Below are 26,473 nucleotides of genomic sequence, written 5' to 3'. Positions count from 1 at the left end.
CTCAGGCCCAGCGTAACCAAAAGTTTTTGCGCCGCTTTTTTCAAAAAGCGGCCGCTTTCTAAAATCCCCTTCGAGGAAAAGAGAGTGGACCAATGGTGAACAAAGTATACGCAGACGCCAGGGCGGCGCTGGCCGGCTTGTTGAAGGACGGCATGCTGATCCATTCCGGCGGATTCGGCTTGTGCGGCATCCCCTCGGCGCTGATCGAGGCGATCCGGGAGTCGGGGGTGCGCAACCTCACCATCGTCTCCAACAATGCCGGAATCGATGGCGCCGGGCTCGGCATTCTGCTCGAGAGCCGGCAGGTGAAAAAAATGATCTCGTCCTATGTCGGCGAGAACCAGACTTTCATGAACCAGTTTCTCGCTGGGGAGCTGGAGATCGAGTTCAATCCGCAGGGCACGCTGGCGGAGCGCATCCGCGCCGGCGGTGCCGGAATCCCGGCTTTTTTCACCGCCACCGGCTATGGCACCGACATTGCCGAGGGCAAGGAGACGCGGGAATTCGACGGCCGCCATTACGTGATGGAGCGCGGCCTGTTCGCCGACCTCGCCATCGTCCACGCTTACAAGGGCGATACCGAGGGCAACCTCGTCTATCGTAAGACCGCGCGCAATTTTAACCCAATGATGGCCACGGCGGCGAAGATCACCGTGGCGGAGGTCGAGCACCTGGTGGCGCCGGGTGAGATTGACGGCGACCACATCATAACCCCGGGCGTGTTCATCAAGCGCATCGTCAAGCTCGACCATGTCGACAAGCGCATCGAGCACCGCACCGTTCGCCGGAGGAACGCATAATGCCGTGGAACAGGGATGAGATGGCGGCCCGCGCCGCGCGCGAGTTGCAAGACGGGTTCTATGTGAATCTCGGCATCGGCATTCCGACCCTGGTCGGCAACCATATTCCCGAGGGCGTTTCCGTGCAGCTGCATTCGGAGAATGGCATGCTCGGCATGGGGCCGTTTCCGTATGAGGGCGAGGAAGATGCCGACCTCATCAATGCCGGCAAGCAGACGGTGACGGAAATTCCCACCACCGCCTTTTTCGATTCCGCCGCCAGCTTTGCGATGGTGCGCGGCGGACATATCGATATCTCGATTCTCGGCGCCTTGCAGGTGTCGGAGACCGGCGATCTCGCCAACTGGATGATCCCCGGCAAAATGGTCAAAGGCATGGGCGGTGCCATGGATCTCGTCGCCGGCGTGCCGCGCGTCGTGGTGGTGATGGAGCACAGCGCCAAAGGTGCGCCGAAAATCCTCAAAGAATGCACGTTGCCGCTCACCGGCAAGGGCGTGGTCGGCATGATCATCACCGATCTCGCCGTGTTCGAGGTGGACAAGACCAAAACCCCGGCGTTGACGCTGATCGAACACGCGCCGGACGTGGCGGTCGAGGAAATCCGCGCGCAGACCGGGGCGGATTTCGAAGTTAGATAGAGAAGAAGGAAGAAAGTGGCCGCTTTTTGAAAAAAGCGGCGCAAAAACTTTTGTTATGCTGGGCCATGGGCTGTATCGGCGACGCAGTCTCAGGCCCAGCATAATAAAGTTTTTTTGCTACTTTTTGTTCACAAAAAGTAGCCTTGCTTCCTTACTTGCCTTCCGCCGCGCGCGCCTGTTCTTCCGCCGCCAGTTCCTTTTTCGACAATTTGCCGACCAGGGTTTTGGGCAGGGAATCGCGGATTTCCACGAATTTCGGGCATTCGATCTTGTTCAGATGCTGTTGCAGGAAGGCGAGGATTTCGGGCGCCGTGGCGCTGGCGCCCGGGCGCAGCGTGACGAACAATTTTGGCGACTGGCCGCGATATTTGTCCGGCACGCCGATCGCCACCGCGTCCTGCACGGCTGGGTGCCGGTAGGCCGCGTCTTCGATCACGCGCGGATAGACGTTGTAGCCGCCGCAGAAGATCAGGTCTTTGATGCGGTCGACGATGAACAGATAGCCGTCTTCGTCGCAATAGCCGATATCGCCGGTGCGCAGCGCGCCGTCCACGAACGCCTGTGCCGTCTCCTCCGGGCGTTTGTAGTAGCCGCGCATCACCTGCGGTCCGCGCACGCAGATCTCGCCATGCGTCCCCGGCGGCAGGACGTTTTCCGGGTGGTCCGGATCGCGGATTTCGATCACCGTGCCGGCCAGCGCCTGGCCGATCGACCCGCGCCGGCTCGCCCCGATCCGGTTGAAGGAGACCACCGGCGAGGCCTCCGAGAGGCCGTAACCTTCCAGCAACGGCCGGCCGGTGAGGCGTTCGAACCGGTCGATGGTTTCGCCGGCCAAGGGCGCGCCGCCGGAGATGCCGAATTTGACGCTGCCAAGATCGTTTTGTTGCGCGGCTTCCACGGCATTGCAGATGGCGGTGAACAAAGTGGGCACGCCCGGCAGCAGCGTCGGGCGGCGGCGGCGCAGGGTTTGCATCAGCAGCTTGAGGTCGAGCCGGGGCAGGAGCAGCAATTCGGCGCCGATGGCGAGGCCGAAATTCATCACGGCCGTCATCGCGAAGACATGGAAGAACGGCAGCACGGCGAGGATTCGCTCCTGGCCTGGCCTGAGTCCGTCCATCATTGCCTGTGCTTGGCGCACATTGGCCAGGATGTTGGTGTGGGTGAGCATGGCCGCTTTCGGCGTGCCGGTGGTGCCGCCGGTGCTTTGCAGCACGGCGATGTCGTGGGCCGGGTCGATGCGCACGGCCACCAGCGGGTCGGCGCTGGCGATCAGCGCCGCGAATGCCATGTAAGGCGCATGTTGCGGCAAGCTCGCCAACTCCTGGCGTTTGAAGAGCCGGAGCAGTTGCCCTTTCACCAGCGGTAGGGCGGCGGTGAGGGAGCAGACGATGACGCGGCTGAACAGGCCCCGCCCGACCAGCCGGGCGATCTTCGTCTGGATGGCGACAACGTCGATCGAGACGATGAGCGAGGTTTCCGTTTCGCCGGCCTGAGCGGCGATTTCATCTTCCGTGTAAAGCGGGTTGAAATTCACCACGGTGCCGCCGGCCTTCAGGATGGCGTAGTACATGATGACGAAATACGGGCAGTTTGGCAGGCACAGACCGACCTTCACGCCCTTGGCGACGCCCAGCTTTTGCAGCCCCGCGGCGGCGCGGTTGGTGAGGCGGCCGAGTTCGGCGTAGCTGTAGCGGCGGCCGAGAAAATCCAGCGCGATATTGTCGCTGAAATGGCGCACGGCGGTGTCGAGCAGTGTGAAGGCGGGTTCGCGCGGCGCCGTGAAAACCGCCGGATCGGGCGCCGCTTGGCCGTCCATCGTTACCTCTCCTCGATGCTGCGGGAGACGGTGGCAGTCGCGATGAAGTGGAACTCCAAGCCAGAGCCGTCGCGCTCCCGATTCAGGATGCGTTTTATGTTCCTGACATTCACGGCGGCCGGGCGCTGAAATTTCAGCGTGGCGAGACGTGGCGCTTCCCTGCCGTAATGCCGGAAGCTCGTCATGCGGCGGCCGCTGCCGTCAAAGAGACAAACAATATAAAAATAATACTGACATTCCGGTAGTCGGTTGTTGGGCCCCGGTCACCAGAGGGGCGCGACCGGGACTCAACTGGAAGTTGTTTTTGTTGTCACAACCTCAGGAAATTTAGATGCAGACGCAAAACGAACATAAGTTGCGAGGAATTTGGGCTCGCGCGTTACGCCGCCGCGCCTGCATGCTGGTTTTTAGACCGCCTTAAGGTTGATCGCCGCGGCCTTGCCACGCTCCATGGCAATGTCGAAGGTCACTTTTTGGCCTTCGTTGAGGCCGCGAAGACCCGCGGATTGCACGGCGGTGATGTGCACGAACACGTCTTTTCCACCATCCTGCGGAACAATGAAGCCATATCCTTTGGTGGTGTTGAACCACTTCACGGTGCCAGTAGCCATAATCTCGTCGTCGCTCCTAAATTTTAGACCCGCCGCGCGCCTGTCGCACGGATAAAAGGGCACAAACGGCTTATGGTTGTCTTGTTGCGTCTCATTTTTTTTTTAGGCGCCCCTCCAAGCCAAGTCCGATTGCCATTAAATTTCACGCAGAAACGTAAGAGATTGTCAACGACTTCGTGAGGGCAAGCTACGACTTCTTGAGAAATGTCGATCGATGCCGGCGCGTTGCGGCAAGGGTTCGTGATCATCCGTGCGGGCAGCGGGAGATTCGCGGGCGCGCCGATTTCCGCAGGCTTCCGGCGGCAGCTAAATTTTGGCATAATGTCAATCGAACATAAGGGGGGAACGAGATGTCTGACGCGGATATTATAGCTGTCAAACCCGAAATCGCGGCGACGGCTCTCGTAACGAGATCGCAATATGATGACATGTACGCGCGCGCGGCGCACACGCCGGACGCGTTTTGGGCGGAGGAATGTCAGCGTATCACCTGGATGAAGGCACCGACCAAGATCAAGAACAGCTCGTTCACGGGCGACGTCTCCATTAAATGGTTCGAAGACGGTACGTTGAACGCCGCGGCGAACTGCCTGGACCGGCATCTCGCGACGCGGGGCGACCAGGTGGCCATTATCTGGGAAGGCGACGACCCGAACATGTCAAAAAAAGTCACCTATCGGGAACTGCACGAACAGGTATGCCGTTTTGCCAATGCGCTTGAGCAAAAAGGCATCAAGAAGGGCGACGTCGTGACCATCTATCTGCCGATGGTGGTCGAGGCCGCGGTGGCGATCCTTGGCTGCGCGCGCATCGGCGCCATCCATTCCGTGGTGTTCGGCGGCTTCTCCCCCGATTCACTGGCGAACCGCATCCAGGATTGCGGGTCCGTGGCCTTGATCACCGCCGATGAAGGCCGCCGGGGTGGGCGCAAGGTGGCGTTGAAGCTGAATGCCGACGAGGCGCTGAAGGCCTGCCCGAGCGTGAAAAACGTGATCGTCGTGAAAGTGACCGGCGGTGACGTGCCGATGCAGGCGGGCCGGGACGTGTGGTATGAAGATGTCTGCGCCGCGGCCGCGCCGCAGCACCAGGCAGCGGAGATGAACGCCGAAGATCCGCTGTTCATCCTCTACACCTCCGGCTCCACCGGCAAGCCGAAGGGCGTTCTGCATACCACCGGCGGCTACATGGTGTGGGCCAGTTTCACGCATCAATATGTTTTCGATTATCACCCGGGTGAGGTTTACTGGTGCACCGCCGATGTCGGCTGGGTCACCGGCCACACCTATATCGTCTATGGGCCGCTTGCGAACGGCGCCACCACGCTGATGTTCGAAGGCGTGCCGAACTATCCAGACAGCTCGCGCTTCTGGCAGGTCATAGATAAACATCGGGTTAATATTTTTTACACTGCGCCGACCGCGATTCGTGCCCTGATGCGCGATGGTGAGGGACCGGTGATGAAAACATCCCGTAAATCCCTGCGGGTTTTGGGGTCTGTTGGCGAGCCGATCAATCCCGAGGCCTGGTATTGGTACTACCGCGTGGTTGGCGATCACCGTTGCCCGATCGTCGATACGTGGTGGCAGACGGAAACCGGCGGCATCCTCATCACCCCGCTCGTCGGCGCCATCGCCCAGAAGCCCGGCTCGGCGACCTTGCCGCTGCCAGGCGTCAAGCCGGTGCTGGTCGATGGCGAAGGCCATGAGTTGGTCGGCGCGATCGAGGGCAACCTGTGCATCGCCGATAGCTGGCCGGGGCAGATGCGCACCGTTTACGGCGACCACGCGCGTTTCGTGCAGACCTATTTCTCGACCTTCAAGGGCCTATATTTCACCGGCGACGGCGCCCGCCGCGACGCCGACGGCTATTACTGGATCACCGGCCGCGTCGATGACGTCATCAACGTGTCCGGCCACCGCATGGGCACTGCCGAAGTGGAATCCGCGCTGGTGGCGCACGCCCTGGTCGCCGAGGCCGCCGTGGTCGGCTACCCGCACGACATCAAGGGCCAGGGCATCTATGCTTACGTAACCCTGATCGCCGACGCGACGCCGAGTGAGGAGTTGCGCCGCGAGCTGGTGGCCTGGGTGCGCAAGGAAATCGGCCCGATCGCCGCGCCCGACGTGATCCAATGGGCGCCGAGCCTGCCGAAGACCCGCTCCGGCAAGATCATGCGCCGCATCTTGCGCAAGATCGCCGCCAACGAGACTGACAGCCTGGGCGACACCTCCACGCTGGCTGATCCGGGCGTGGTGAACGATCTGGTGGACAACCGGGCGGTTTGAGAAAGGAGGAAAGGTAAGAAAGGAAGCGCTACTTTTTGTGAACAAAAAGTAGCAAAAAAACTTTGATTACGACGCTGGGCCATGGGCGTTGTCCCTGACAAAGCCCATGGCCCAGCGTCGTAAAAGTTTTTGCGCCGCTTTTTTCAAAAAGCGGCCACTTGCTTGCTTCCTTTATGCCCGCGCCAGGAAACCGACCAGCCGCTCCGCCTCGGTGACGATCGGTTCGGCGATGGCGGCGGCGCGGCGCGCGCCGGCCTGCAGGATCTGATCCAGGCCGGTGGGGTCGGTCAGGTAGTCGCGGGTTCTCGCGCCGATCGGCGCGAGATGGGCGATCAGCGCTTCAGCGAGCTGTTCCTTGAACGGGCCGAAGCCGGAGCCGGCGAAGCGGTGCAAAATTTCCTGCGGCGTTTGCCCCAGGATGGCGGCGTAGATGCCGATCAGGTTGCGCGCTTCCGGGCGTTCCGCGAGCTGGTCGAGCTGCTCGGGCAAGGGCTCTGAATCGGTTTTCGCGCGGCGGATTTTCGCCGCGATCATGTCCGAATCATCGGTAAGGTTGATGCGCGACTGGTCCGACGGGTCGGATTTCGACATTTTCTTCATCCCATCGCGCAGGCTCATCACGCGGGCGGATTCTTTGAGCACCAGCGGCTCGATGCGCGGGAAGAAGGTGCTGGAAAAATCATGGTTGAATTTTTCCGCGATGTCGTTGGCGAGCTCGAGATGCTGGAGCTGGTCATCGCCCACGGGCACCTTGGTGGCGTGATAGGCGTGAATGTCGGCGGCCATCAGGTTCGGGTAGACATACAGGCCGGTGGACACGGCTTCCCGGTCCTTGCCGGCCTTGTCCTTGAACTGGGTCATGCGGTTGAGCCAGCCGATGCGGGCGACGCAGTTGAAAATCCAGGCCAGGCGCGCATGGGCGGAGACCGCCGACTGGTGGAACAGGATGCTGCGCTCAGGGTTGATGCCGCAGGCCAGCAGCACCGCGGCCATCTGGCGCGTCTGTTCGCGCAAGGCGGCGGGCTCCTGGAACACCGTGATGGCGTGCATGTCGACGAGGCAGAAGACGCATTCATCCGCGCCGTCCTGCAAGGCGACCCAGTTGCGGATCGCGCCGAGATAATTGCCGAGGGTGGCGATGCCCGTAGGTTGGATGCCGGAAAAAATGCGTGCCATGGAAGGGTTGTTGTCCCGGTTTTTAACGCCGGTCAACCGGCCACGGCCTTGCGGCGCCGGCGCCGCAGCAGGGCGGAGAGTTCCGCGAAGTCGAAGGCGCGGATGAGAAAACCGCAGCCGAAATAGGCGACCCCGCCCACCAGCGTGAGGAGCAGGAATTCAGGTATGGTGGTGGTCTTGCCGGGGGGCAACAGACGTTCAGCGCCATATAGTGCCGCCGCCATCGCCGCCCCGGCCAGCAACAAACGGGGGATGCGCCGTTTCGCCAGGGCGTCGAACGTGAAATGGCCGCGCCGGCGCAAAATCAGCGCCAGCAGCAAAGCGTTGCAGGCGGAGGAAAGGCTGGTCGCCAAAGCCGGGCCGACGGCCTTGAGCGGGTGCATGAACAGGAGATTCATGGCGAGATTCAGCACCACCGCCAGCACGCCGATTTTCAGCGGCGTCATGGTGTCGCCGCGGCCGAAGAAACCCGGCGTGAGGATTTTCACCAGGGCGAAAACCGGCAGGCCGATGGCGAAGGCGGCCAGCGAATACCCCGCCAGTACGGCGTTATGGGCGGTGAAATGGCCGCGCACGAAGAGCACGTCCATCACCGGCCGCGCCGCTACCGCCAGGCCGATGGCCGCCGGCAAGGTCAGCATCAGAACGGATTCGAAGGCGCGATTGAGCGAGGCCATGGCGCTGTCTTCCTCGCCCAGGGCGATATGCCTAGTGATCGCCGGCAGCAGGGCGGTGCCGGCGGCGGTGCCGATCACCCCCAGCGGCAATTGGTTCACACGGTCGGCATAATATAAAATCGACACCGACCCGGCCGGCAGCAACGTGCCGATGATGATGTCGATGGAGACATTGAGCTGCGTCACGCCGGCGCCGACCAGCCCCGGCGCCATGCGACGGAACAGCGTTCTCATGCGTGGCGTGAGCTTGGGCTTCGGCACGGTGAGGCGCATGCCCGCGCGGCGCATGGCAATGATCAGCAGCAGCATTTGCGCCACGCCGGAGACCGTCACGCCCCAGGCCAACGCGTAGCCCGGATTGGCCATGTAGGGTGTCAGCGCCAGCATGAAGACGATGGAGAACACGTTGAACAATACCGGGGCGGCGGCCGCGGCGGCGAAGCGCCCCATCGCGTTCAGCACGCCTGAGAACAAAGCGGTGAGGCAGACGAAGAACAGGTAAGGGAACATGATCCGCGTCAGCACAACCGCCAGCGCGAACTTGCCATGATTGCCGGCAAAGCCCGGCGCCAGCACATAGAGCAGCCAGGGCATGAAAATCTCGCCCAGCACGGTGAGGGTGCCAAGCCAGAAGATCATCACCGCGGTGGCTTCCTCGGCAAAGCCGGTCGCGGCTTCCAGCCCCTCCTGGTGCAGGATGGTGGAGATCGAGGGCACGAAAGCGGCGTTGAAGGCGCCTTCGCCGAACAGGCGGCGGAACAAATTGGGCAGGCGCAGGGCGACGAAGAACGCATCCGCCACCGGGCCGGTGCCCATTACGGCGGCAATCAATATGTCCCGGACAAAGCCGAGAATGCGGCTCGCCATCGTCCACATTCCCACCGTCATCGCACCGCGCATCATGGGAGAGGCTCTAGAGGATTATCGACGTACGATAAACCTTTCAGAAGGAAGGAAGCGGCCGCTTTTTGAAAAAAGCGGCGCTAAAACTTTTGTTTTGCTGGGCGAAGGGGCTGAAGGTTCCGGCAGTGCGTAGCACCGCTGGAATAGCCCAGGAGGGCATGGGCTTTGTCAGCGACAACGCCCATGGCCCAGCATAAATAAAGTTTTTTTGCTACTTTTTGTTCACAAAAAGTAGCGCTTCCCTCGCTTCCTAACCTACGGGAACCAGATCCGTGCCGTTCCATTGTTGGAGCGCAACGAAGCTGCGCGTGTTCTGGCCGTCATGGTCGAACGCCACGCCCCAGCCATTCGCCAGCCCGCCTTGGGCGATGTCGGTGGCGCGCAACGCGTCCAGCAGTTTCGCCGGGTCGCCGCGCACCGTGCCGAGTGTGTCGAAGACGAGTTTGGCGCCGACATAGGCGGCCAGGCTTTGCGGCCCGCGCGGCGCCATGCCGTAGCGGCGCTGGTAGGCGTCGGCGACCGCGGCGGCGGCAGGCGGATAGAACGGGGCGGCCACCACCAAGGTACCCTCGAAGAGCGGGCCGAGCGCGGCGCCGGTTTCGCGCAGCGCGTAGCCGTCGCCGCAGCCGAGCAAAGCTGCCGGTTTCCAGGCCTGGCCGCGCATCGCCAGGAAGAAGGCCAACACGTCGTGGGGGCCGGCGGCGTGCAGCACGATCTCAGCGCCGGCCCGTTTCAGCCGCCCGGCCGGCGCGAAGAGGTCGGCCACGTCGGGGGCGTAGCCGATCGCCAGCTGGATCGTCAGGTTGGCGTTTTTCAGCGCGGCGGTGGCGGCGGCGGCGATCGCCGCACCCGTCGCCCCGGTGTTGTACAGCAGCCCGATTTTGCGCCCCGCGAACCGCTCCTGGATCGTGCGCGCCGCGAAATTGCCGATCGTCGTCGTGGTCGGCGCGGTGCGGAGCAGAAAATGAAATCCGCGCGTGGTGATGCCGGCGGCCGGCGCGTTGAGCTCGATGAACGGCACCTGCGCCAGCTCCGCCGCCGCCGAACCGGGGAAGGAGAGGTCGGAGGCGCCGCCGCTCAGCACCAGCCCGGCATGGCTGGCGGTGATCAGCCCGTTCACCGAAGCCGTGGCCTGGGCGGGGTTGGAGGCATCGGCACTGACCAGCGCGACCGGCTTGCCGGCGATGCCGCCTGCCTGGTCGGTGGCGTCGGCGGCCAGCCGGATGCCGCGCAGGCATTCATCGCCGATCAGCGAGAGATCGCCGGAAAGTGGCAGCGCCGCGCCGATCACCGGGGGCGGCGGGGCGGCTTGTTGTGGCTGCGGATTGGCGGCCCGCGCCGCGCCGGCCGCGAGCAGCCCGGCGCCGGCGAGCAGCGCGCGGCGGGATAAGTCTGGCATGAAGGCAACCTCGCACCTGCCCGGAACCGCGGCAAGCGGCGGGCACCTCTTGACGGAACCGCGCCGGCTGCCGAGCTTGCGCGTCATGACCCAAATTCCCGCCACCATGCGTTTCATCGATGTCGCCCGCCCCGGCGGGCCGGAAGAATTGCGGCTCGGCCAGACCGCGACGCCACGCCCGAAAGCGGATGAAGTCCTGATTCGCGTGCAGGCGGCGGGGGTGAACCGGCCCGATATCCAGCAACGCAAGGGCGCCTACCCGCCGCCGCCGGGGGCCAGCCTTATTCTGGGCCTGGAAGCGGCGGGCGAAATCGTCGCCTGCGGCGCGGACGTGACAGGCTTTGCCATCGGCGACCGGGTCACCGCTTTGTGCAATGGCGGCGGCTATGCCGCGTATGTGGCGGTGCCGGCGACGCAGTGCCTGCCCTGGCCGCAGGGCTTCGACGCCATCCAGGCCGCCTGCCTGCCGGAAAATTATTTCACCGTATGGGCCAATCTGTTCGATCTCGGCCGGCTCGGGCCGGAAGAGATGCTGCTGGTGCATGGCGGCACGTCCGGCATCGGCATCACCGCGATCCAGATGGCGCGGGCGCAAGGTTCGAAAGTGTTCGCGACCGCCGGCTCGGCGGAGAAATGCGCGTTCGTCGAGACACTCGGCGCCACGGCGATCAATTACCGCACCGAGGATTTTGCCGCCGTGATCGCCGCCGCCACCGAGACCCGCGGTGTCGACGTGGTGCTGGACATGGTCGGCGCGCCCTATACCGAACGCAATTTGCGTGCCCTGGCGCGGCAGGGCCGGCTCGTGCAGATCGCCTTCATGCAGGGCAGCGTGGTGCAAAACCTTGATCTGTTGCCGGTGATGACCAAGCGGCTGACGATCACCGGCTCGACCATGCGGCCGCGCAGCAGCGCGGACAAAGGCGCGATCGCCAAGGCGCTGCGCACCTGCATCTGGCCGCTTCTGGAGGCCGGGCGTTTCGCGCCGGTGGTCAACCGGGTGTTCCCGCTGGACCAGGCGGCGGCGGCGCATGCTCTGATGGAGAGCAGCGCGCATATCGGCAAGATCGTGCTCGACGTTGCTGGTTAAGCAAGAGAGGAAGACTACTTTTTGTGAACAAAAAGTAGCAAAAAAACTTTGTTATGCTGGGCCTGAGGCTGCGTCGCCGCCAATGCCCATGGCCCAGCATAAAAGAAGTTTTTGCGGCGCTTTTTTCAAAAAGCGCCCACTTTCTTCGCTTTGTGAAGCCGGCCGCTGGCATGATTGACGTCAAATCGGTCTCTGCCCCGGCGGGCGAGGTGCTGCATCTCATCGCCGCGCCGCCCTCTGCCCTGCCCACCGTGACGCGGCGGGATCTGGAGCAGGCCTGGGAGGCGGCGCAGCTTGCCGGCGCGGCGCCGCCCCGCTTCTTCCGCTTCGCGCAGGCCGGGGGCCCGCCCGTGGAATTGCGGCTGCAGGACCGTGACGCCGCCGCCTGGGCCGCCGCCGTGGAGCGCAGTGCCGGGCTTTCCTCCCCGTACGGTATATCCATTTGCCTGCGGCTATTGGCGCTCGTCGCCCTGATGGCCGAAGCCGAATGGGCGCGCGGCTGGTTCGTTTTGCGCCGCGACGGGGCGGACATCCGCCCGGAGCTATGGCATGCCGCCGCGTTGGTGACGCTCAACGACAGCGGGGGCTTTGACGAAACCGACCTGCGCGCTTTATTGCCCGAGCAAAGCGAGCGCTTGCGCCCGGCCCGGCCGGGCTGAGCTGCGGTGCCGGATCAGCCTGGATAGGACTCGATGAAACAGATTCTTTTGGCCGCCCTGGTTTGTGGAACGCTGGCGGGGTGCGCCGCATCGCCGCCGGAAACGTCGGCCCAGCAGGCCGATGACGCCACCTGCACCGCCCAGGCGGATGCCACCTATGAGGCGCAGAACAGCAATTTGCTCGCCCGTACCGGCCAGAACGGCCTGTATTTTCCTGCGACGCCGGATAAGGTGTTCGATTCCCAGCGCCTGGGCGCGCTGAGCGCACGCGACAACCAGATCCAGGCCTGTGAGCAGAACGGCAACACGCCGAATGTGAACGGCGTGGCTGTGGTCGCGCCGCACATCGTGCAGTCGCCCTGACCCGATTACGCTCTTCTCGATAGACACTCACCACCCAGAAAAGGGACCAGACCCATGAGCCGCATCATCCGTACCGAGCCCAACGCCGTTCTTTCCAAAGCCGTCGAATATCATGGCTTCGTCTATACCCAGGGTGTGGTCGCCAACGACCCCTCCCAGGACATCACGGCGCAGACCAAGGACGTGCTGGCGCAGATCGACGCCCTGCTCGAGACGCATGGCACCGACAATACCCGCCTGTTGCAAGCGCATATCTGGCTCAAGGATATTGCAGACCGCGAAGCGATGAATGCGGTGTGGACCGCATGGCTTCCGGCCGGCCAGGCGCCGGTCCGCGCCTGTGTGCAATCGGTGCTCGCCGATCCGCGTTACCTCGTGGAGATCATGGTGACGGCCTGCCGGTAAGGTTTTTTCGCCGGCCACTTTATTCCTTTTTTATTCGTTATGAGGGCGTTAGCCCCGGTTCCCGAATCCGGCGTGTGGGTCCACCACACGCCGGGGTTGTTTCATGGGACTGTAACAGAGCCGTTTCTGCGCTTAGGAAAACTTTCTTAATCACCGCTTTCCGCAACGGGGCGAAATGACGATTCTTCGGCTATGTTGTAATTTTGTCGCAAAGACGTATTGCGTGCAGAGCATTCCACCCTTAGCCACCGCACATAGCAATTTGGCGATGCGGTAGTGGACATGAGGCAGCCTTCAGCCGGCGGTAGCAAGATTTCTCGGGTTGGCATGAAAGCCCTGCTCGTTGCAGGCTTTTCGCTGGTCGCTGCGGCGCTCGCCGGGCCCGCCTCCGCCGCCAAGCATAGTAGCCGCCACCATGTGTCGCACAGCGTCAGCCGGGCCGTTCATGCGCGTAGCCATCGCGTGGCCGCCAGCGCGCACCATGAGCGCGCGATCACCCATCACATGACGCCCAACCATGATCATGTCGCCGTCAATCACGGCTACCGGCATCCGATCGATTCGAGCTACCGGACCGACCGCGTCGCCTACCGTTCGTATCGCCACCATGGCCATTATGGCGCGGCCTCCTACCGTTATTCCGCGCTGCAATGCGTGCCGTATGCGCGCGAAGTTTCGCATATCGAGCTGACCGGCAATGCCTATCTGTGGTGGGCCGAGGCTGCCGACCGCTATGGCCGCGGCGACACGCCGGAAGTGGGCGCCGTGCTGAATTTCCGCGGCGTCGGCCGCATGCCGCTCGGCCATGTCGCGGTCGTCACCGATGTGATCGATAGCCGCGCCGTTCTCGTGACCCAGGCGAACTGGGTACCGGGCACAATCACCAATGACGTCCGGATCGACGACGTCTCCCCCGACAATAACTGGACACAGGTCCGGGTCGAGCTGGGCGACAGCAGCACCCTGGGTTCGACCTACCCAACCTATGGCTTCATTTATAACCGGCCGGCCGATGGCACGGTGATCGCGGCCAACGGGCAAGGCAACGAAGTCGCGGAGGCCCCGGCGGCGCACACCCTCAGCACCCAGGCGCCGGATCGTAATCTGCAGTAAGTAAGCAGGCGCTTTTTGAAAAAAGCGCCGCAAAAACTTTTGTTATGCCGGGCCGTGGGCTGTGTCGCGACAACGCCCATGCCCCAGCGTAATAAAGTTTTTTTGCTACTTTTTGTTCACAAAAAGTAGCCTTCCTTCCTATTCTTCGCTTTCGCGGCGCCGCCAGGTCTCGGTCAGGCGGACGAACTCCTCGACGCTGAGCGTCTCGGCGCGGCGTTGCGGGTCGATGTCCGCTTCGCGCAGCAAGGCCTCGCCGCCTAAGGATTTCAACGCCCCGCGCAGCATCTTGCGCCGCTGCCCGAAGGCGGCGGCGGTGATTTTCTCCATCGCCCGAAACAGGTCGCGTTCCGGCTGCCGCGGCCGGGGGATAAGCCGCACGAGGGCGGAATCCACTTTCGGCGGGGGCGCGAAAGCGGCCGCCGGGATGTGCATCACGATCGCCGTTTCGCACAGCCATTGCGCCAGCACGGCCAGCCGCCCATAGGCGTCGGTATCCGGTGCGGCGCAGATGCGCTCGGCCACTTCGAGCTGGAACATCAGCGTGAAAGCGGAAAATGCCCCGGCCTGCGCGAGCCAGGAGATCAGCAGCGGGGTGCCGACATTGTACGGCAGGTTGGCGACCACCGCGCGCGGCGCCGGGACCAGGCGGGTCAGGTCCTGCCGCAGCGCATCCGCCTCGATGATGGAGAGGCGCCCTTCGGCTTCCGCCGCCAGGGCGGTGATGGCGCGCACGGCGCGCGGGTCGAATTCCACAGCGGTGACATGGGCGGCGTCGCTGTCGAGCAGCGCACGGGTCAACCCGCCCGGGCCCGGGCCGATCTCGACCACATTCAGCCCGGCGAGGGGGGCGGCGCGGGCGGCGATTGCGGCCAGCAGGTTCGGGTCGAGGAGGAAATGCTGGCCGAGGGACTTGTCCGCCTTCAGCTCAAACTCCCGGACGACATCGCTGATGCGGGCGCGGCGTAAAAATTGATTCATTCTGCGCTTGTTACCTGAGCGCTGCGCGTGGCAACAGGGGCGCGTGAGTCAACGCTTCTTCCGTGCTGGTTCGGCCTATCGCCCGCTCGGCGAATGGGTGATGCATGTCCCGCAGACCTTGCGCGCTTTGGTGCGGGCCGACGAGGTCTGGCTGGCGCTGCTCTCGGCCGTGGTGGGCGTGATCGGCGGGATCGGCGTGGTGGTGATCAACGACATCACCATGATCATGCATGAGCGCCTGTTCGCGCTGCCGGCCGGCCAGGGGCTGTCGGAATCGCTGCATGTGGCTCCCTTGCGCGCCCTTTGCGTGCCGGTGCTCGGCGGTTTGGTGCTGGGGGTCAGCATGTGGGCGCTGGCGCGCCTGCGGCCGCGCAATCTGGTGGACCCGGTGGAAGCCAACGCGCTGTATGGCGGCCGGGTTTCGCTGATGGACAGCCTGATCGTCGCCGGACAGACCGCCTGGTCGAATGGCGTCGGCGCGTCGGTCGGCATGGAGGCGGGGTATGCGCAGCTCGGCGCCGGCGTTGCCTCCTGGCTGGGGCGCAGCTTCCGGCTGCGGCGCAACGATCTGCGCGTGCTGGTCGGCTGCGGCACGGCGGCGGCGATCGGCGGCGCCTTCAATGCCCCGCTCTGCGGCGCCTTCTACGGCATCGAGCTGATCATCGGCATCTATTCGATCGTGACCCTGCCGTTCGTCGTCATCGCCGCTCTGGCGGGCACGCTGACGGTGGAGATCCTGACCGGCGGCTCGCCGCCTTTGATGGTGACCCTGCCGGCGGTGGTGCCGAACGGCGCCTACGCGACGGTGCTGGTGGAGGGCATGGCCTGCGGTTTGGCCGGCATCGCCATCATGCGCGGGGTGACGATGATCGAGGCGGCGTTCCGCCGGTCCGGCATCCCGACCTGGGCGCGTCCGGCGCTCGGCGGGGTGGTGGTGGGTCTGCTGGGCTGCCTCACGCCGATGGCGATGTCTTCCGGCCATTCCGCGCTGCATGCGGATATCAATGTGAGCTACCCGTTTCTGGTGGTGCTGAGCGTCTTGCTGTTCAAGGCGATCGCTTCGGCCTTTTCCATCGGCGCGGGGTTTCGCGGTGGCCTGTTCTTCGCCTCGCTGTTCCTGGGCGCGCTGTTCGGCAAGGTGTTTGCCGGGGTGGTGGCGGTTCTGCCCTTCATCACGCCGATGCCGAGCGGGTTCTATGCGGTGGTGGGGATGAGCGGGCTGGCCGTGGCGATCGTCGGCGGGCCGATGACCATGACCTTCCTGGCGCTGGAGAGCACGGCGAATTTCGGCGTGACCATGGCGGTGCTGGCCGCCTCGATCGTTTCCGCCATTACCGTGCGGCGGCTGTTCGGCTATTCCTTCGCCACCTGGCGGTTCCATTTGCGCGGCGAGCAGATCCGCTCGGCGGTGGATGTGGGCTGGATTCATTCGCTCACGGTCGGCCGCATGATGCGCCGCCCCGCCGCCATCGTGCAGCGCGGCATGAAGCTGGCCGCGTTCCGCCAGGAAATTCCGCTGGGCGCGGTGCAGCGCGTGGTGGTGACGGACGAGAACGGCATCTATGCCGGGATCGCCTATCCGGCGGAAGCCTCCGCCGTCACCGGCGAGGGCCGTTCGGTCAGCGATATCCTGCATCATCAGGAGCATTTTCTGCTGCCCGGCATGACCGTGAAGGAGGCGATCGCGATGCTGGAAAAGGCGGAGGCGGATGCGCTGGTGGTGGTGGACGGGCCGGACACGCGCAACGTTCTGGGATTGTTGACCGAGCAATATGCGCTGCGCCGCTACAATGAAGAGCTGGAGCGGCGGCGGCGCGAACTCGCCGGGGAATAGCGCCCCGCAGGCCGCCATACCCGGGCTGTTAAGATAGTCTTAGGCATTTCATGCAAAAAAACATTGCGGCACCGCATCAATTTTCTTGCTTTGAGGTCGCCGCAACCGTAAGTAGGACGAACAAAACAATCGGGGGGCGAAGATGGCGGCTGGATGGCATACTGTCACAGGTGGCAGCCATAACCATGGCCATCATGGTCATGACGGCCGTGGTCATGACGGCCGTGGTCATGACGGGCGTGGCCGCGACCAGGACCATGGTTACGGTTATGGTCGTGGCGATCACGACCGCGGCCACGATGATGATCGCGATCGCGACCATGACCGGGGGCGCCTAGTCGATGTGCCCCGGCATTTCAGGCCGGAAATGATGCGCTGGCTGAGAACCTATCTCGACGGAAAGCACGATTCGCTCCCTGGCGGCCGGGATCGCTCCCCGAACGAACATGACGGCGGTTACGGTCCGCAGGGCCACGGCGATTCGTCCGGCCGCAACTCTCACGACGGATCCGGCCGTGAATCCATCGGCGGTGGTGACGAGCATGGCGGCTTTTCCGGACGGGGCCATGTCTGGCATGCCGATGCGACGGTGCCGGCGGCGGATACGTCGCGGCATTCCGGCCATGGCGGCCGGCTCAGCTTTGTCAATCACAGCCACGATTCCGCGACGGTTTATTCCGGCCATCATAGCGACGGCGTGGGCGCGGCGACCGCCTTCGGCGGCGCCGGCGGTTCCGGCGCGGTGACGCTGCAGGGCAACGGCAACGGGATTTTTCTCGAGGTCAATGCCGCATCCCACGGGACCAATATGCTGATCGCCGGCAATGGCGCGGAGACGCTGGTGGCGGGTTCGGCCACACACGCCAATACATTCGAGCTCGGCCTGCCCTCCACCGGCGGCCATGGGGCGCCGGTCGCCAATGCCGTGGCGTCTACCGGCGGCTCGGGCCTGCAGACGTTTCTCCTCGGCAGTTCCAGTTCGAGCACGCTCACCGGGTCGAACGCGGCCGGGGCGACAAATCTGTATGAATTCATCCGAGACAGCGCGACCGAGGCGAATGGCGCCGCCCATTTCACCATCACCGATTTCAACGCCGCCAACAGCACGTTGTTCATCACGGACAGCACCACGGCCGCCGGCAATGTCGGCATTCACAGCATCACCAAGGCGATCGGCGGGGGCGCGGAAATCACGCTCAGCGACGGCAGCACCATCACCCTCAAGGGGGTCGATCCGCAGTCGCTGGTGGCGCATAGCGGCGCTCACGGGTCGATCAGTATTGTTTAAGAAAGGCAAGCGCTACTTTTTGTGAACAAAAAGTAGCAAAAAAACTTTGATAACTTGGGCCGTAGGCGTTGGCGCTGACATTGCCCACGGCCCAGCATAAACAAAAGTTTTTGCGCCGCTTTTTTCAAAAAGCGGCCACTTCCTTACTTCCTTCAGGCCGGGGCGAAATTCATCGCCACGCCGTTGATGCAATAGCGCAGCCCGGTCGGGGCCGGGCCGTCCTCGAACACATGGCCGAGATGCCCGCCGCAGCGGCTGCAATGCGCTTCCATGCGGATCATGCCGTGGCTGCGATCCACCGATGTGTCGACCGCGCCGTCCAGCGGGTGGTTGAAGCTGGGCCAGCCGGTGCGGCTGTCAAATTTCTTGTCGGCGACGAAGAGCGGCTGGCCGCAGCCGGCGCAGGAAAAGGTGCCGGCGCGCTTTTCATCGTTGAGCGCGCAGCTGCCGGGCCGTTCGGTACCGTGCTCGCGCAACACCCTATATTGTTCGGGCGACAGAATCCGGCGCCATTCCTCGTCCGTATGCTGCACGGGAAACATCGTCTGGTTCATCGTCACGGCTCTCCTTCTTCCTCGCGCGGAGATGACCTTCCGCGCGTCCGACGCTAATATAGAGGATGCCGGGCCCGACCCAAGTGAAAGGTGGCGCAATCCGCCTTTGTTCTTGCAGGTCCCGATCTGGCTGCGGCCGATTGCGGCGCGGCGCGCGCTATATGCGGTTTTTTCATCAGGCCGCAACCCATCGCCCGGCGCGGCTTGGCGCGGCATTCGGACAGCCCTTATATATGAATTACCAATGACGTGCCGAAAGTGAGGGCTCTGCAGATGACATTCCCTGGTTCCCACCGGTCCGATCCGGTTAGCGTGTTTCCGGCGCCGTGATGCGGGTGCGTTTTGCGGTGCTGGCCCTGCTGCTGGGCTTGAGCGGGTGCGGGCTGGTGGCAGCGCCTTGCCGGGTCGCATCCGCCGCGATCAAAATCGTGCCCGTTGTCGGCCACCCGGCGGCAACGCCCACGGACGCCTGCGCCCACGCGATCGATCCCTAGGAAGGGATCGTAAGGAAGGCTGCTTTTTATGAACAAAAAGTAACCTTTTGTCAGTTTGGGCCCACGCAGTTTCACCGCCACGGGCCCCGTTTCAAAAAAGCTTTTGGGCCTGTGCGGTTGCGCCGCCGGAGGCTCCCAACGGAGATCAGGCGGCGTTCGGCTCTTGGCTGGTCGGTTCGACGGGGCGGGGGGCGATGGCGCGCCAGCGCGCGAGCGTTGCTTCCCGGGCCGGCTTGCCGTCGCGCAGGCTCGCCGCGATCAGGCGGTCGATGACGGCGTTGCGGAGTTCGGCTTCGGTTTTCAGCGCATTCACGGGCATTACGTCTCTCCGTATAAAATACTGGATAAGTTCCAGTTTTGATAATTTAGCCGGGGACAAAGGCAGAATTGAGGCATAACCGAAATTTTGGTTTTTCACCAGTGTTGTTGTGCCAGCCAAGAAAAGTTTCTGTTGGCCCCAAATACCGCCTGTCAAAGTCTCGGTCCGTTAGCTATAGACATGCAGACATTAAAATCTTGAGAAGTTCATGGCTCAACAGGCGTTGGTTCATCTGGCGGTAGCGGCGGTCGCAATTATGCTTCTGTCGGGCTGTACAGTGACGCGGACGCCATCGGCCAATCTGGCGGCGGCAGATGACGTCAACCTGGTCGGCGCCACACCGGCAACCCTGAATTCCACATTCGGCACACCGGTCCTGCGCAGGGTCGATGGTACCGCCCAGGTCTGGTTGTATCACTCGCAGGTCTGCGGCCTCGATCTCATTCTCTATCCCGATCGTCAGGGCACGCTGCGGGTTGCCATGGCAGTGCCCGATAATGGCGATCCCGCCGCTTGCGCGGCAAGCCTGCGGCGCGACCTCACGGATGCGGCCCTGGAGCATGCCACGTCGTCCTGATAGAGAGACGCAGCTTTGGTAAAACGGGAAGCGGGTGGGCCCGGATTGGTCGCGCGCTCGTTGGCGCCGTGAACGGCTGATGTGAGGATGATATGGGCTTGAAAATCGCCGTACAGATGGACCCGCTGCACGGCATCGACATCACCGGTGATTCCACCTTCGCCCTGATGCTGGAGGCGCAGCGTCGCGGCCACCAGCTGTGGCATTATGAGGTGCAGCATATGTGGCTGGACGGCGCCAGCCTCAAAGCGCGCGTGCAGCCGGTGACGGTGAAACACGAGCCCGGCGGGCATTACACGTTCGGCCCGGAGAAGACCGTGCATCTGCAGGAGATGGACGTGGTGCTGATGCGCCAGGACCCGCCCTTCGACATGGCCTATATCACCGCCACCCATTTGCTCGAGCATATCCACCCGAAAACCCTGGTGGTGAACAACCCGGCCGCCGTGCGTAATGCGCCGGAAAAGCTGCTGGTCACGCATTTCCCTGAATTGATGCCGCCGACCCTGATCGCCTGGGACCGGGGCGCGATCAAAAATTTCCGCAAGCTGCACGGGGACATCATCGTCAAACCGCTGTTCGGCAATGGCGGCATCGGCGTGTTCCGCATCAAGCCGGATGACGAAAATCTCGGGTCGTTGCTGGACATGTACTTCGCCGCCTCGCGGGAGCCCTTGATGGTGCAGCGTTACGAACCCGCCGTGCGGGCCGGGGACAAGCGCATCATCCTGATCGACGGCGAGCCGCTGGGCGCGGTGAACCGCGTGCCGGCGGAGGGCGACAGCCGCTCCAACATGCATGCCGGCGGCCGCCCCGAGAAGACCACGCTGACGGCGCGCGAGCAGGAGATCTGCGCGGCGATCGCCCCGGTGCTGAAGAAGGAAGGGCTGCTGTTCACCGGCATCGACGTGATCGGCGACTATCTGACGGAGATCAACGTCACCTCGCCGACCGGGCTCCAGCAGATCGCCCGTTTCGACGGCGTGAATCTCGCCGCCGTTATTTGGCAGAAGATCGAGGCGATGCGCGGCGTCTGAACGATATCGTTATGAAATTTCATTAACCTGTAGTTGCCAATTCTAACAAAAATGCGGTAGGATCCAGGCCTGTCGGCCAGCCATTGGTTGCAGGCCCGACGGATGGGGAGACGAGATCATGAGCATCAGCGCCAGCCTCAGTGCCATTGCCGCCCCCGGCTCGCCGGCGACAACCCCCGGCGCGACCGGCTCGGCCACGGCGGCCGAAGCGGCGATCGCCGCGGTGCCCTCATTGTCGCTGGCCGCTTCCTCCGCCCCGTCATCCTCTTCCGTGGACACGGCTACCGTGACGAACGGCTCCAGCGGGGCGGTGACCACCACCGTGGCGACCCCCGAGGGCCAGGTCATCTCCTCCACGACCACCGCGCCGGCGCCATCGGGTCACGCCACGTCAACCGTGAATGTCTGGGCCTGATTAAAGAAAGAAAGCGGCGCAAAAAAATTTTAACTTGTAGTTGTAAAATCTAACAAAGGGGCTAGGTCTCGTACAGGTTTAAGTTGTACCCTGTATGGAGATGAGATCATGAATATCAGCGCCAGCCTCAGCAGTGCCATCGCGGAATTGGCCTCTCCGGCACCCAGCCCCGTCGCTTCGGCTCCGGCGATGGAAACGCCGGCCGCGGCGGCGGTCTCGTCTTCCTCGTCCCTCGTTATGAGCGTCGCCGACAAGGCGGTGACGGAGGACACCTCCGGTTTGGTCAACGTTTTCGCGTGAAAGTAGCAAAAAAGCTTTAGTGCTCTGGGCCGTGCTGTTTTCACCGACACGGGCCCAGTTTAGCAAAAGCTTTTGCGCCGCTTTTTTTAAAAGCGGCTACTTACTTGCTGTCTTCCAGCCTCAAGCGCGGCGCAGCCAGTCCCGCACGGCTTCGGTGTTGCCGCCGAAATCCCGCTTCACATGGAGCCCGGCGCCGCCGAGTTCGTTTGCCTTGGCGATCGCCGGTTCGTCGGTTACATCGTCACCGATGAAAATCGGTCGGCGGCCGGCGAAGGGCGTTATGCTCATGAAGCCGGCCAGCGCATCGCCTTTGTTGCCGCCACGCGGTTTCAGCTCGAAAGCGCAATGGGCAGGCAGCAAGGTGGCGTCGTCGCTGTCGGCGAGCAGCTGGTGCACGAGGTTGCGGAGTTCCTCCTCATGCTCGGGCGCGCGGCGGTAATGCAGCACCAGGCTGAATTCCTTTTCCTCCACGAGTAGCCCCGGCATTTCCTTGGCATAGCGGTTGAACACTTTCAGCCAGTGCGCATAGCCGGCCGGGCGCTGCACCTGGCTCGTCACCACGCCATCCGGCGTGCGGATCATCATGCCGTGTTCAGCGGCGCAAGCCAGGCCGGGTTCGAGCAGATGGTCGATATCGCTGAGCTTGCGTCCGGAGAGGATCGCCAGCGCGCCGCTCAGTCGCGCGCCGAGCTGCCGCAGCGTGGCCGGCAGGCCAGGGGGCACGATCACGGCATCCGGCGTCGGAGCCAGATCGATCAAAGTGCCGTCTATATCCAGAAAAAGGGCGTCGTTCGTATCGAGCGTCGGCAGAATCATGCGGATCTCAGCTAGACAAATGGTTTGGTCGGAAAAATGGGTCGGTCGAAAGCAGGTCGTCTCTTCTAACTGCGATCTTTTCCCCGGTCACGTAAATCCGATGGAAATTGTTCGTTTCGCCGCCGTGACTCCGCCAGTGCCGTGAGGCGTTGGCGGAAATCCGCGCGGGCGAAGAGCGCCTTGGCATCGCCCGGCAGGCGGCGGCGCCAGTTGGGATGGGCGTCGGTGGTGCCGGGCAGGTTCGGCTGCTCCGGCAGAGATAGCGCGTCCTCGACCGGCAGCAGCGCCAGGGTGCAGCCGGCGCGGCCGAGATGAATGGCAGCGGCATAAGTCGCGGCGGCGCCGTCTGCCGGCGGCGGCGGTGGCGGGGTGGCGGCGCCGGAGCGCACGAAGGCCTCCCACAGCGCGCGCCGGCCGGCTTCGCGTTGCGCCGGCGCGTCGCCGCCCATCTGCAATTTTTCGCGCCAGCCGATATCCATGCCTTCCCACCAGCCGGCGACGGTCGGCAAATCATGAGTCGTGGTCATTGCCACCGCCGAGGGAGTCCAGCTTTGCGGGGCGGTGAAGGCGTTGCCGTCGCGCTCGAACCACATCACCCGGAGTCCGGCGATCCCGGCGCGCTGCAGCTTGGCGCCAAAGCCCGGCGGCAACGTGCCGAGATCCTCGCCGAGGATCACCGCTCTGTGGCGCCAGGATTCCAAGGCGGCCAGGCGCATCAGATCGTCCGCCGGCATGGTGAGATACGCACCCTGGGTGGAGGGCAGGCCGTGCGGGACCACCCAGAGCCGGGTGAGGCCCATCACATGGTCGATCCGCATGCCGCCGGCATGGCGCAGCCCGTGGCGCAGCATGTCGATAAAGGCGGAGAAGCCGCTGCGGCGCAGGCCGCGCGGCGAAAAGGCGGTGATGCCCCAGCTCTGCCCCTCCTGGTTGACCAGGTCCGGCGGCGCGCCGATCTCGAGCCCCTTGAGCACCTCGTCCTGGCGGCACCAGCTATGGCTGCCGGATGGGTCGGTGCCGACCGCGAGGTCGGCGATCAGGCCGATTCTGGCGCCGGCGGCGCGGGCGGCTGCCTGCGCGGTGGCCAGCTCCCGGTCGGCGCGCCATTGCAGCCAGGCGTGAAACGCGACCTCCCGGCTCTGCTCCCGCGCGAAGCGGGCAACCTCCGGCAGATCCGGGTGTTGGTAGGGGGCCGGCCAGTTGCGCCAATCCAGCGCGGAGGGGGTGCCCCGGCTGAGATGCGCCATCAGCGCCTCAAAGAGCGCATGGCGCTGCTGCTCGGGCCCAAGATCGGCGCGGATCTGGGCCGCGAGTTCGGGGCCGTAGGAGCGCTCGAACGAAGCGCGCAGCGCGGCGAGCTTGGCAGCGGCGGCGCGCGGCCAGTCGATCAGCGGCGAATCATCTTCCGGCGCGTCCTCGGCGATGTGGAGCACGTTCAGCGCCGCGCGGTTGGAAGGCGCGTATGGGCTGAAGCGGGCGAGGTCGGCGGTGAAAAGCGCATGCGCCGGGCTGATGGCGATGGCATCGGCGCCGCATTGCGCCGCGCATGTGCAAAATTCCGCGAGGGCGGAAAAATCGCCGATGCCGCCATCATGGTCGCGGCGCAGCGCGTAGAGTTGCACCGCCAGGCCCCAGAGTTTTTCGCCCTGCGCCACATCTTCCAGCCGGTAGGCATGCGCCGGCGCCACCGCCAGAATGGTGGTGCGGTCACCGAATTCCAGCCGGTGGTAGCCGGGCTCTGCAACCGGCGGCAGCACGATGCCGCCCGGTTGTGCCGCCGCGATGCCTTCGCATTTCTCCCCCGTTTCCAGCGTCAGCCGGAAGCGCCCGGACATGCCGGGCAAGAAGATCGGTTCTCCCACGGTGGCGGTGACGAGCGGCGGTGTGACATCCTGCGCCGTCTCGGCGCGCAGCGCGGCCAGGCTGTCGCGGATCTCGTCTTCGCTCCCCGCCGGAAACCCGATCGCGGCGAGCACCGCGCGGAGCGAAGCGTCGGAGACGATTTGTTCGGCGCCATTGACATCGCGCCAAGCGATCTGCAGCCCCGCGGCCGCGGCCAGTTCGTGCAGCGCGCTCATGGGCGCCGGCCAAAGGAAAGGGAAGCGCTACTTTTTGTGAACAAAAAGTAGCAAAAAAACTTTATGACTCTGGGCGGAGGGGCTGAAGGTTCCGGCGGTGCGTAGCACCGTTGGAATAGCCCCGGAGGGCATGGGCTTTGTCGGGGACAACGCCCGTGGCCCAGCATAACAAAAGTTTTTGCGGCGCTTTTTTCAAAAAGCGCCTGCTTGTTTTCGAGTGGCCGTATCATTCGCTGGGCACCAAGGCGGCGTGCAGCAGCCGCGCGGCAATGCCGGCGAAGCTGTGCAGCGGCATGCCAATCCGGTTCGGATGGTTGGCGGCCTCAAAGCAGATGTCCTGGGCGGATTTTTCGAGAAGAAAAAGATCCAGCAGATCGGCCTCGGACTTCGCATCCGCAACCCAGCGCGGCGCTGCTTGCTGCGCCACGGCGCGATAGGACGCGAGAAATTGCTCCGACATGTCTGTGACGAAGCGCCCGAGCGGCGCATCGGCGCCGGTGGGCGGCGGCGGCGTCCGCGCCTGCGCGGCGACCGAAGCCGCGTAGTCGAAGGAGAGCAGCAGCCCGGCGACGTCGCGCAATGGCGCGGTTTTGGCGCGGCGCATCTCCAGGCTCGATTCCGGGTCGCCGCCGAAATGGATGAGGACCACATCGCCAGTGGAGACCAGCACCTGGGCAAGATGAAAATCGCCATGGATGCGCATCCGCAGCGTGCCTTTGCCGGCGGCGGCGAGCGGCGGGATGAGGTTGAGGATCGCTTGCCGGTTGGCCAGCACGAAGGCGGCCGCCCGCGCCGCCTCAGGTTCGGCGGGCGAGGCAATGCGCGCCAGCGCCTCAAAGGCAAGAGACAGTTGTGCCGTCGCGTTCTCGCCCCAGGCGGTGGCGTCCTCGTCGTCCGCGCGCTCCGGCGCGAAGGCCGGGTCCGCGCTGGGCCGGGCGAACACCGCATGCAGGTCCGCCAAACGCGTGCCGACCGAGCGGGCGAAGCTCGCGTACCCGGAAAGCTGGTCCGCCTCGTCATGGATGTCTTTGTTGGCCAGGCCCATCGTCTCGATGAAGCGTGCCAGATAATCCTGCGTGTAGTGCCAGGCATTGCCCTGGTTCTGCACGAATTCATGCGCCACGATCATGCTGTGGCCGGACCCGTCGGCGCGGACCAGCGCCACCTCGCCGAGCAGTTTCGGGCTGTTGGCATAGCCGGCCTCGGTGAGGAAGCGCATCACCTCCACCCCGGGATTGAGTCCGTCCCTCACCCGGCGCAGCAGCCGCAGCATGATCTTCTGGCCGACGATGATCGAGCTGTTGGGTTGTTCGGCGGAGAGGCGGCGGATTTCCGGTGCCTCGGGCAGCTCCACATGCGCGAGCAGCGGGCTGGGCCGGCAGATGATCTCGCCGCCCTGCACGTTCACCACCGCGCCGGCGCGCAAGGCGCGGATCACGCCGAGCGGGAAAGCGTCCACGGTGAAGGCGTCGGTAAGATACCCCATGCGCCGCCCCTGCCGCACCCGCGCCAGCGCCAATTGCTGTGGCAATGCCGAGCTGGTGTCGCCGTCCCAGGAAATGCCCAGCGGCAGAATGTAGCGCTCGTGCCCCGCGCTGAGCTGCACCTCCAGCCCGGTGAGCAATGTCTCCAGGCTGCGGCCGGGGATCTTGTCGGCGCGCACCAGCTTGGCGGACACAATTTTCTGGTCCTTGGCGGCAAACCAGTGGCGGCGTTGCAGATAGGCCGGCAGGGCCTCGGTCTCGAGAATCTTCCGCGCCGCCGGCTCCAGCACGTCGCTCAGGCCCGTGCGCAGCACCAGGGTGGCGAGCTCCGGCAGTGGCTCGGAGGGCCGCACATGCCAGGGCG

Annotated in this window: 29 protein-coding genes; 16 read left to right on the top strand and 13 right to left on the bottom strand. The window is 64.1% G+C overall.

Annotated features, from left to right (window positions below; genetic code table 11):
- Positions 1-92: 92 nt before the first annotated feature.
- Both VNC39_RS13360 and VNC39_RS13355 read left to right on the top strand, forming a co-directional pair.
- Positions 93-800, top strand: a complete 708-nt coding sequence (locus VNC39_RS13360) for a CoA transferase subunit A (protein ID WP_325400009.1) — start codon at positions 93-95, stop codon at positions 798-800.
- Positions 800-1,438: a 3-oxoacid CoA-transferase subunit B gene (locus tag VNC39_RS13355; protein ID WP_325400007.1), complete on the top strand. Its 639-nt coding sequence runs from the start codon at positions 800-802 to the stop codon at positions 1,436-1,438. The genes VNC39_RS13360 and VNC39_RS13355 overlap by 1 nt, the downstream gene beginning before the upstream one ends.
- Positions 1,439-1,589: 151 nt before the next feature.
- On the opposite strand, the gene VNC39_RS13350 is transcribed toward VNC39_RS13355, so the two are convergent.
- The 3 genes from VNC39_RS13350 to VNC39_RS13340 all read right to left on the bottom strand — a co-directional run bounded on the left by VNC39_RS13350 (position 1,590) and on the right by VNC39_RS13340 (position 3,865).
- Complete coding sequence (locus VNC39_RS13350) at positions 1,590-3,254, bottom strand: long-chain-fatty-acid--CoA ligase (RefSeq protein WP_325400005.1); 1,665 nt, start codon at positions 3,252-3,254, stop codon at positions 1,590-1,592.
- Positions 3,255-3,256: 2 nt separating this feature from the next.
- Positions 3,257-3,439 (bottom strand): hypothetical protein, encoded by a 183-nt coding sequence (locus VNC39_RS13345; RefSeq protein WP_325400003.1) that lies wholly within the window; start codon positions 3,437-3,439, stop codon positions 3,257-3,259.
- A 222-nt stretch (positions 3,440-3,661) separates the two neighbouring features.
- A complete protein-coding gene (locus VNC39_RS13340; RefSeq protein WP_284256130.1) occupies positions 3,662-3,865 on the bottom strand; it encodes a cold-shock protein in 204 nt (67 codons plus the stop codon).
- Between the two features lie 350 nt (positions 3,866-4,215).
- On the opposite strand from VNC39_RS13340, the gene acs reads away from it, so the two are divergent.
- Positions 4,216-6,150, top strand: coding sequence for an acetate--CoA ligase (gene acs / locus VNC39_RS13335; RefSeq protein WP_325399999.1), 1,935 nt, complete (start codon positions 4,216-4,218; stop codon positions 6,148-6,150).
- Between the two features lie 171 nt (positions 6,151-6,321).
- Here acs and trpS read toward each other — a convergent pair whose 3' ends face one another.
- On the bottom strand, positions 6,322-7,326 hold the full coding sequence (gene trpS, locus VNC39_RS13330) for a tryptophan--tRNA ligase (RefSeq protein WP_325399997.1): 1,005 nt from the start codon (positions 7,324-7,326) through the stop codon (positions 6,322-6,324).
- A 32-nt stretch (positions 7,327-7,358) separates the two neighbouring features.
- On the bottom strand, positions 7,359-8,906 hold the full coding sequence (gene murJ, locus VNC39_RS13325; RefSeq protein WP_325399995.1) for a murein biosynthesis integral membrane protein MurJ: 1,548 nt from the start codon (positions 8,904-8,906) through the stop codon (positions 7,359-7,361).
- On the opposite strand from murJ, the gene VNC39_RS13320 reads away from it, so the two are divergent.
- On the top strand, positions 8,857-9,039 hold the full coding sequence (locus VNC39_RS13320; RefSeq protein ID WP_325400012.1) for a hypothetical protein: 183 nt from the start codon (positions 8,857-8,859) through the stop codon (positions 9,037-9,039). The genes murJ and VNC39_RS13320 overlap by 50 nt on opposite strands.
- A gap of 117 nt (positions 9,040-9,156) precedes the next feature.
- On the opposite strand, the gene VNC39_RS13315 is transcribed toward VNC39_RS13320, so the two are convergent.
- Complete coding sequence (locus tag VNC39_RS13315) at positions 9,157-10,305, bottom strand: ABC transporter substrate-binding protein (protein WP_325399993.1); 1,149 nt, start codon at positions 10,303-10,305, stop codon at positions 9,157-9,159.
- Positions 10,306-10,390: 85 nt separating this feature from the next.
- Here VNC39_RS13315 and VNC39_RS13310 point away from each other — a divergent pair, with 85 nt between their 5' ends.
- From VNC39_RS13310 to VNC39_RS13290, 5 genes are all read left to right on the top strand, one after another.
- On the top strand, positions 10,391-11,395 hold the full coding sequence (locus VNC39_RS13310; RefSeq protein WP_325400010.1) for an NAD(P)H-quinone oxidoreductase: 1,005 nt from the start codon (positions 10,391-10,393) through the stop codon (positions 11,393-11,395).
- Positions 11,396-11,565: 170 nt separating this feature from the next.
- On the top strand, positions 11,566-12,054 hold the full coding sequence (locus VNC39_RS13305) for a hypothetical protein (protein ID WP_325399991.1): 489 nt from the start codon (positions 11,566-11,568) through the stop codon (positions 12,052-12,054).
- A gap of 33 nt (positions 12,055-12,087) precedes the next feature.
- Positions 12,088-12,417: a hypothetical protein gene (locus VNC39_RS13300; protein WP_325399989.1), complete on the top strand. Its 330-nt coding sequence runs from the start codon at positions 12,088-12,090 to the stop codon at positions 12,415-12,417.
- Positions 12,418-12,471: 54 nt separating this feature from the next.
- Positions 12,472-12,822, top strand: coding sequence for a RidA family protein (locus tag VNC39_RS13295; RefSeq protein WP_325399987.1), 351 nt, complete (start codon positions 12,472-12,474; stop codon positions 12,820-12,822).
- A gap of 327 nt (positions 12,823-13,149) precedes the next feature.
- Positions 13,150-13,935 (top strand): CHAP domain-containing protein, encoded by a 786-nt coding sequence (locus tag VNC39_RS13290; RefSeq protein ID WP_325399985.1) that lies wholly within the window; start codon positions 13,150-13,152, stop codon positions 13,933-13,935.
- Between the two features lie 138 nt (positions 13,936-14,073).
- On the opposite strand, the gene rsmA is transcribed toward VNC39_RS13290, so the two are convergent.
- Positions 14,074-14,913, bottom strand: coding sequence for a 16S rRNA (adenine(1518)-N(6)/adenine(1519)-N(6))-dimethyltransferase RsmA (gene rsmA, locus VNC39_RS13285; RefSeq protein ID WP_325399983.1), 840 nt, complete (start codon positions 14,911-14,913; stop codon positions 14,074-14,076).
- Positions 14,914-14,956: 43 nt separating this feature from the next.
- On the opposite strand from rsmA, the gene VNC39_RS13280 reads away from it, so the two are divergent.
- A complete protein-coding gene (locus VNC39_RS13280) occupies positions 14,957-16,747 on the top strand; it encodes a chloride channel protein (protein ID WP_325399981.1) in 1,791 nt (596 codons plus the stop codon).
- Between the two features lie 76 nt (positions 16,748-16,823).
- On the opposite strand, the gene VNC39_RS13275 is transcribed toward VNC39_RS13280, so the two are convergent.
- A complete protein-coding gene (locus VNC39_RS13275; RefSeq protein ID WP_325399979.1) occupies positions 16,824-17,069 on the bottom strand; it encodes a hypothetical protein in 246 nt (81 codons plus the stop codon).
- A 48-nt stretch (positions 17,070-17,117) separates the two neighbouring features.
- Between VNC39_RS13275 and VNC39_RS13270 the strand changes: the two genes are divergently transcribed.
- Entirely contained in the window at positions 17,118-18,035 is a 918-nt protein-coding gene (locus VNC39_RS13270) for a hypothetical protein (protein ID WP_325399978.1), read from the top strand.
- A gap of 152 nt (positions 18,036-18,187) precedes the next feature.
- Here VNC39_RS13270 and msrB read toward each other — a convergent pair whose 3' ends face one another.
- On the bottom strand, positions 18,188-18,589 hold the full coding sequence (gene msrB, locus VNC39_RS13265) for a peptide-methionine (R)-S-oxide reductase MsrB (protein ID WP_325399976.1): 402 nt from the start codon (positions 18,587-18,589) through the stop codon (positions 18,188-18,190).
- A 329-nt stretch (positions 18,590-18,918) separates the two neighbouring features.
- Between msrB and VNC39_RS13260 the strand changes: the two genes are divergently transcribed.
- Complete coding sequence (locus tag VNC39_RS13260; RefSeq protein ID WP_325399974.1) at positions 18,919-19,083, top strand: DUF6726 family protein; 165 nt, start codon at positions 18,919-18,921, stop codon at positions 19,081-19,083.
- Positions 19,084-19,228: 145 nt separating this feature from the next.
- Here the strand turns inward: VNC39_RS13260 and VNC39_RS13255 are convergent, their stop codons facing one another.
- Positions 19,229-19,402, bottom strand: a complete 174-nt coding sequence (locus tag VNC39_RS13255; RefSeq protein WP_325399972.1) for a hypothetical protein — start codon at positions 19,400-19,402, stop codon at positions 19,229-19,231.
- 208 nt (positions 19,403-19,610) lie between these two features.
- Between VNC39_RS13255 and VNC39_RS13250 the strand changes: the two genes are divergently transcribed.
- The 4 genes from VNC39_RS13250 (at position 19,611) to VNC39_RS13235 (ending at position 21,731) form a co-directional block, all read left to right on the top strand.
- A complete protein-coding gene (locus VNC39_RS13250; RefSeq protein WP_325399970.1) occupies positions 19,611-19,979 on the top strand; it encodes a hypothetical protein in 369 nt (122 codons plus the stop codon).
- Between the two features lie 92 nt (positions 19,980-20,071).
- Complete coding sequence (gshB, locus tag VNC39_RS13245) at positions 20,072-21,016, top strand: glutathione synthase (protein ID WP_325399968.1); 945 nt, start codon at positions 20,072-20,074, stop codon at positions 21,014-21,016.
- Between the two features lie 118 nt (positions 21,017-21,134).
- Positions 21,135-21,431: a hypothetical protein gene (locus VNC39_RS13240; protein WP_325399966.1), complete on the top strand. Its 297-nt coding sequence runs from the start codon at positions 21,135-21,137 to the stop codon at positions 21,429-21,431.
- A gap of 108 nt (positions 21,432-21,539) precedes the next feature.
- On the top strand, positions 21,540-21,731 hold the full coding sequence (locus VNC39_RS13235; RefSeq protein ID WP_325399964.1) for a hypothetical protein: 192 nt from the start codon (positions 21,540-21,542) through the stop codon (positions 21,729-21,731).
- A 120-nt stretch (positions 21,732-21,851) separates the two neighbouring features.
- Here the strand turns inward: VNC39_RS13235 and otsB are convergent, their stop codons facing one another.
- From otsB to VNC39_RS13220, 3 genes are all read right to left on the bottom strand, one after another.
- The gene (otsB, locus tag VNC39_RS13230; RefSeq protein WP_325399962.1) at positions 21,852-22,547 is read right to left on the bottom strand and encodes a trehalose-phosphatase; all 696 of its coding nucleotides are present in this window, start codon (positions 22,545-22,547) and stop codon (positions 21,852-21,854) included.
- Positions 22,548-22,612: 65 nt separating this feature from the next.
- On the bottom strand, positions 22,613-24,625 hold the full coding sequence (malQ, locus tag VNC39_RS13225; protein ID WP_325399960.1) for a 4-alpha-glucanotransferase: 2,013 nt from the start codon (positions 24,623-24,625) through the stop codon (positions 22,613-22,615).
- A gap of 226 nt (positions 24,626-24,851) precedes the next feature.
- Positions 24,852-26,473: putative maltokinase (locus tag VNC39_RS13220; RefSeq protein WP_325399958.1), on the bottom strand; the 1,622-nt coding region annotated here is incomplete at its 5' end.

Origin of the sequence: Acidocella sp., assembly GCF_035535915.1 — a bacterium.
GTDB lineage: Bacteria > Pseudomonadota > Alphaproteobacteria > Acetobacterales > Acetobacteraceae > Acidocella.
Note: the sequence above shows the minus strand (reverse complement) of the source record. Positions and strands in the feature narration are given on the sequence as shown.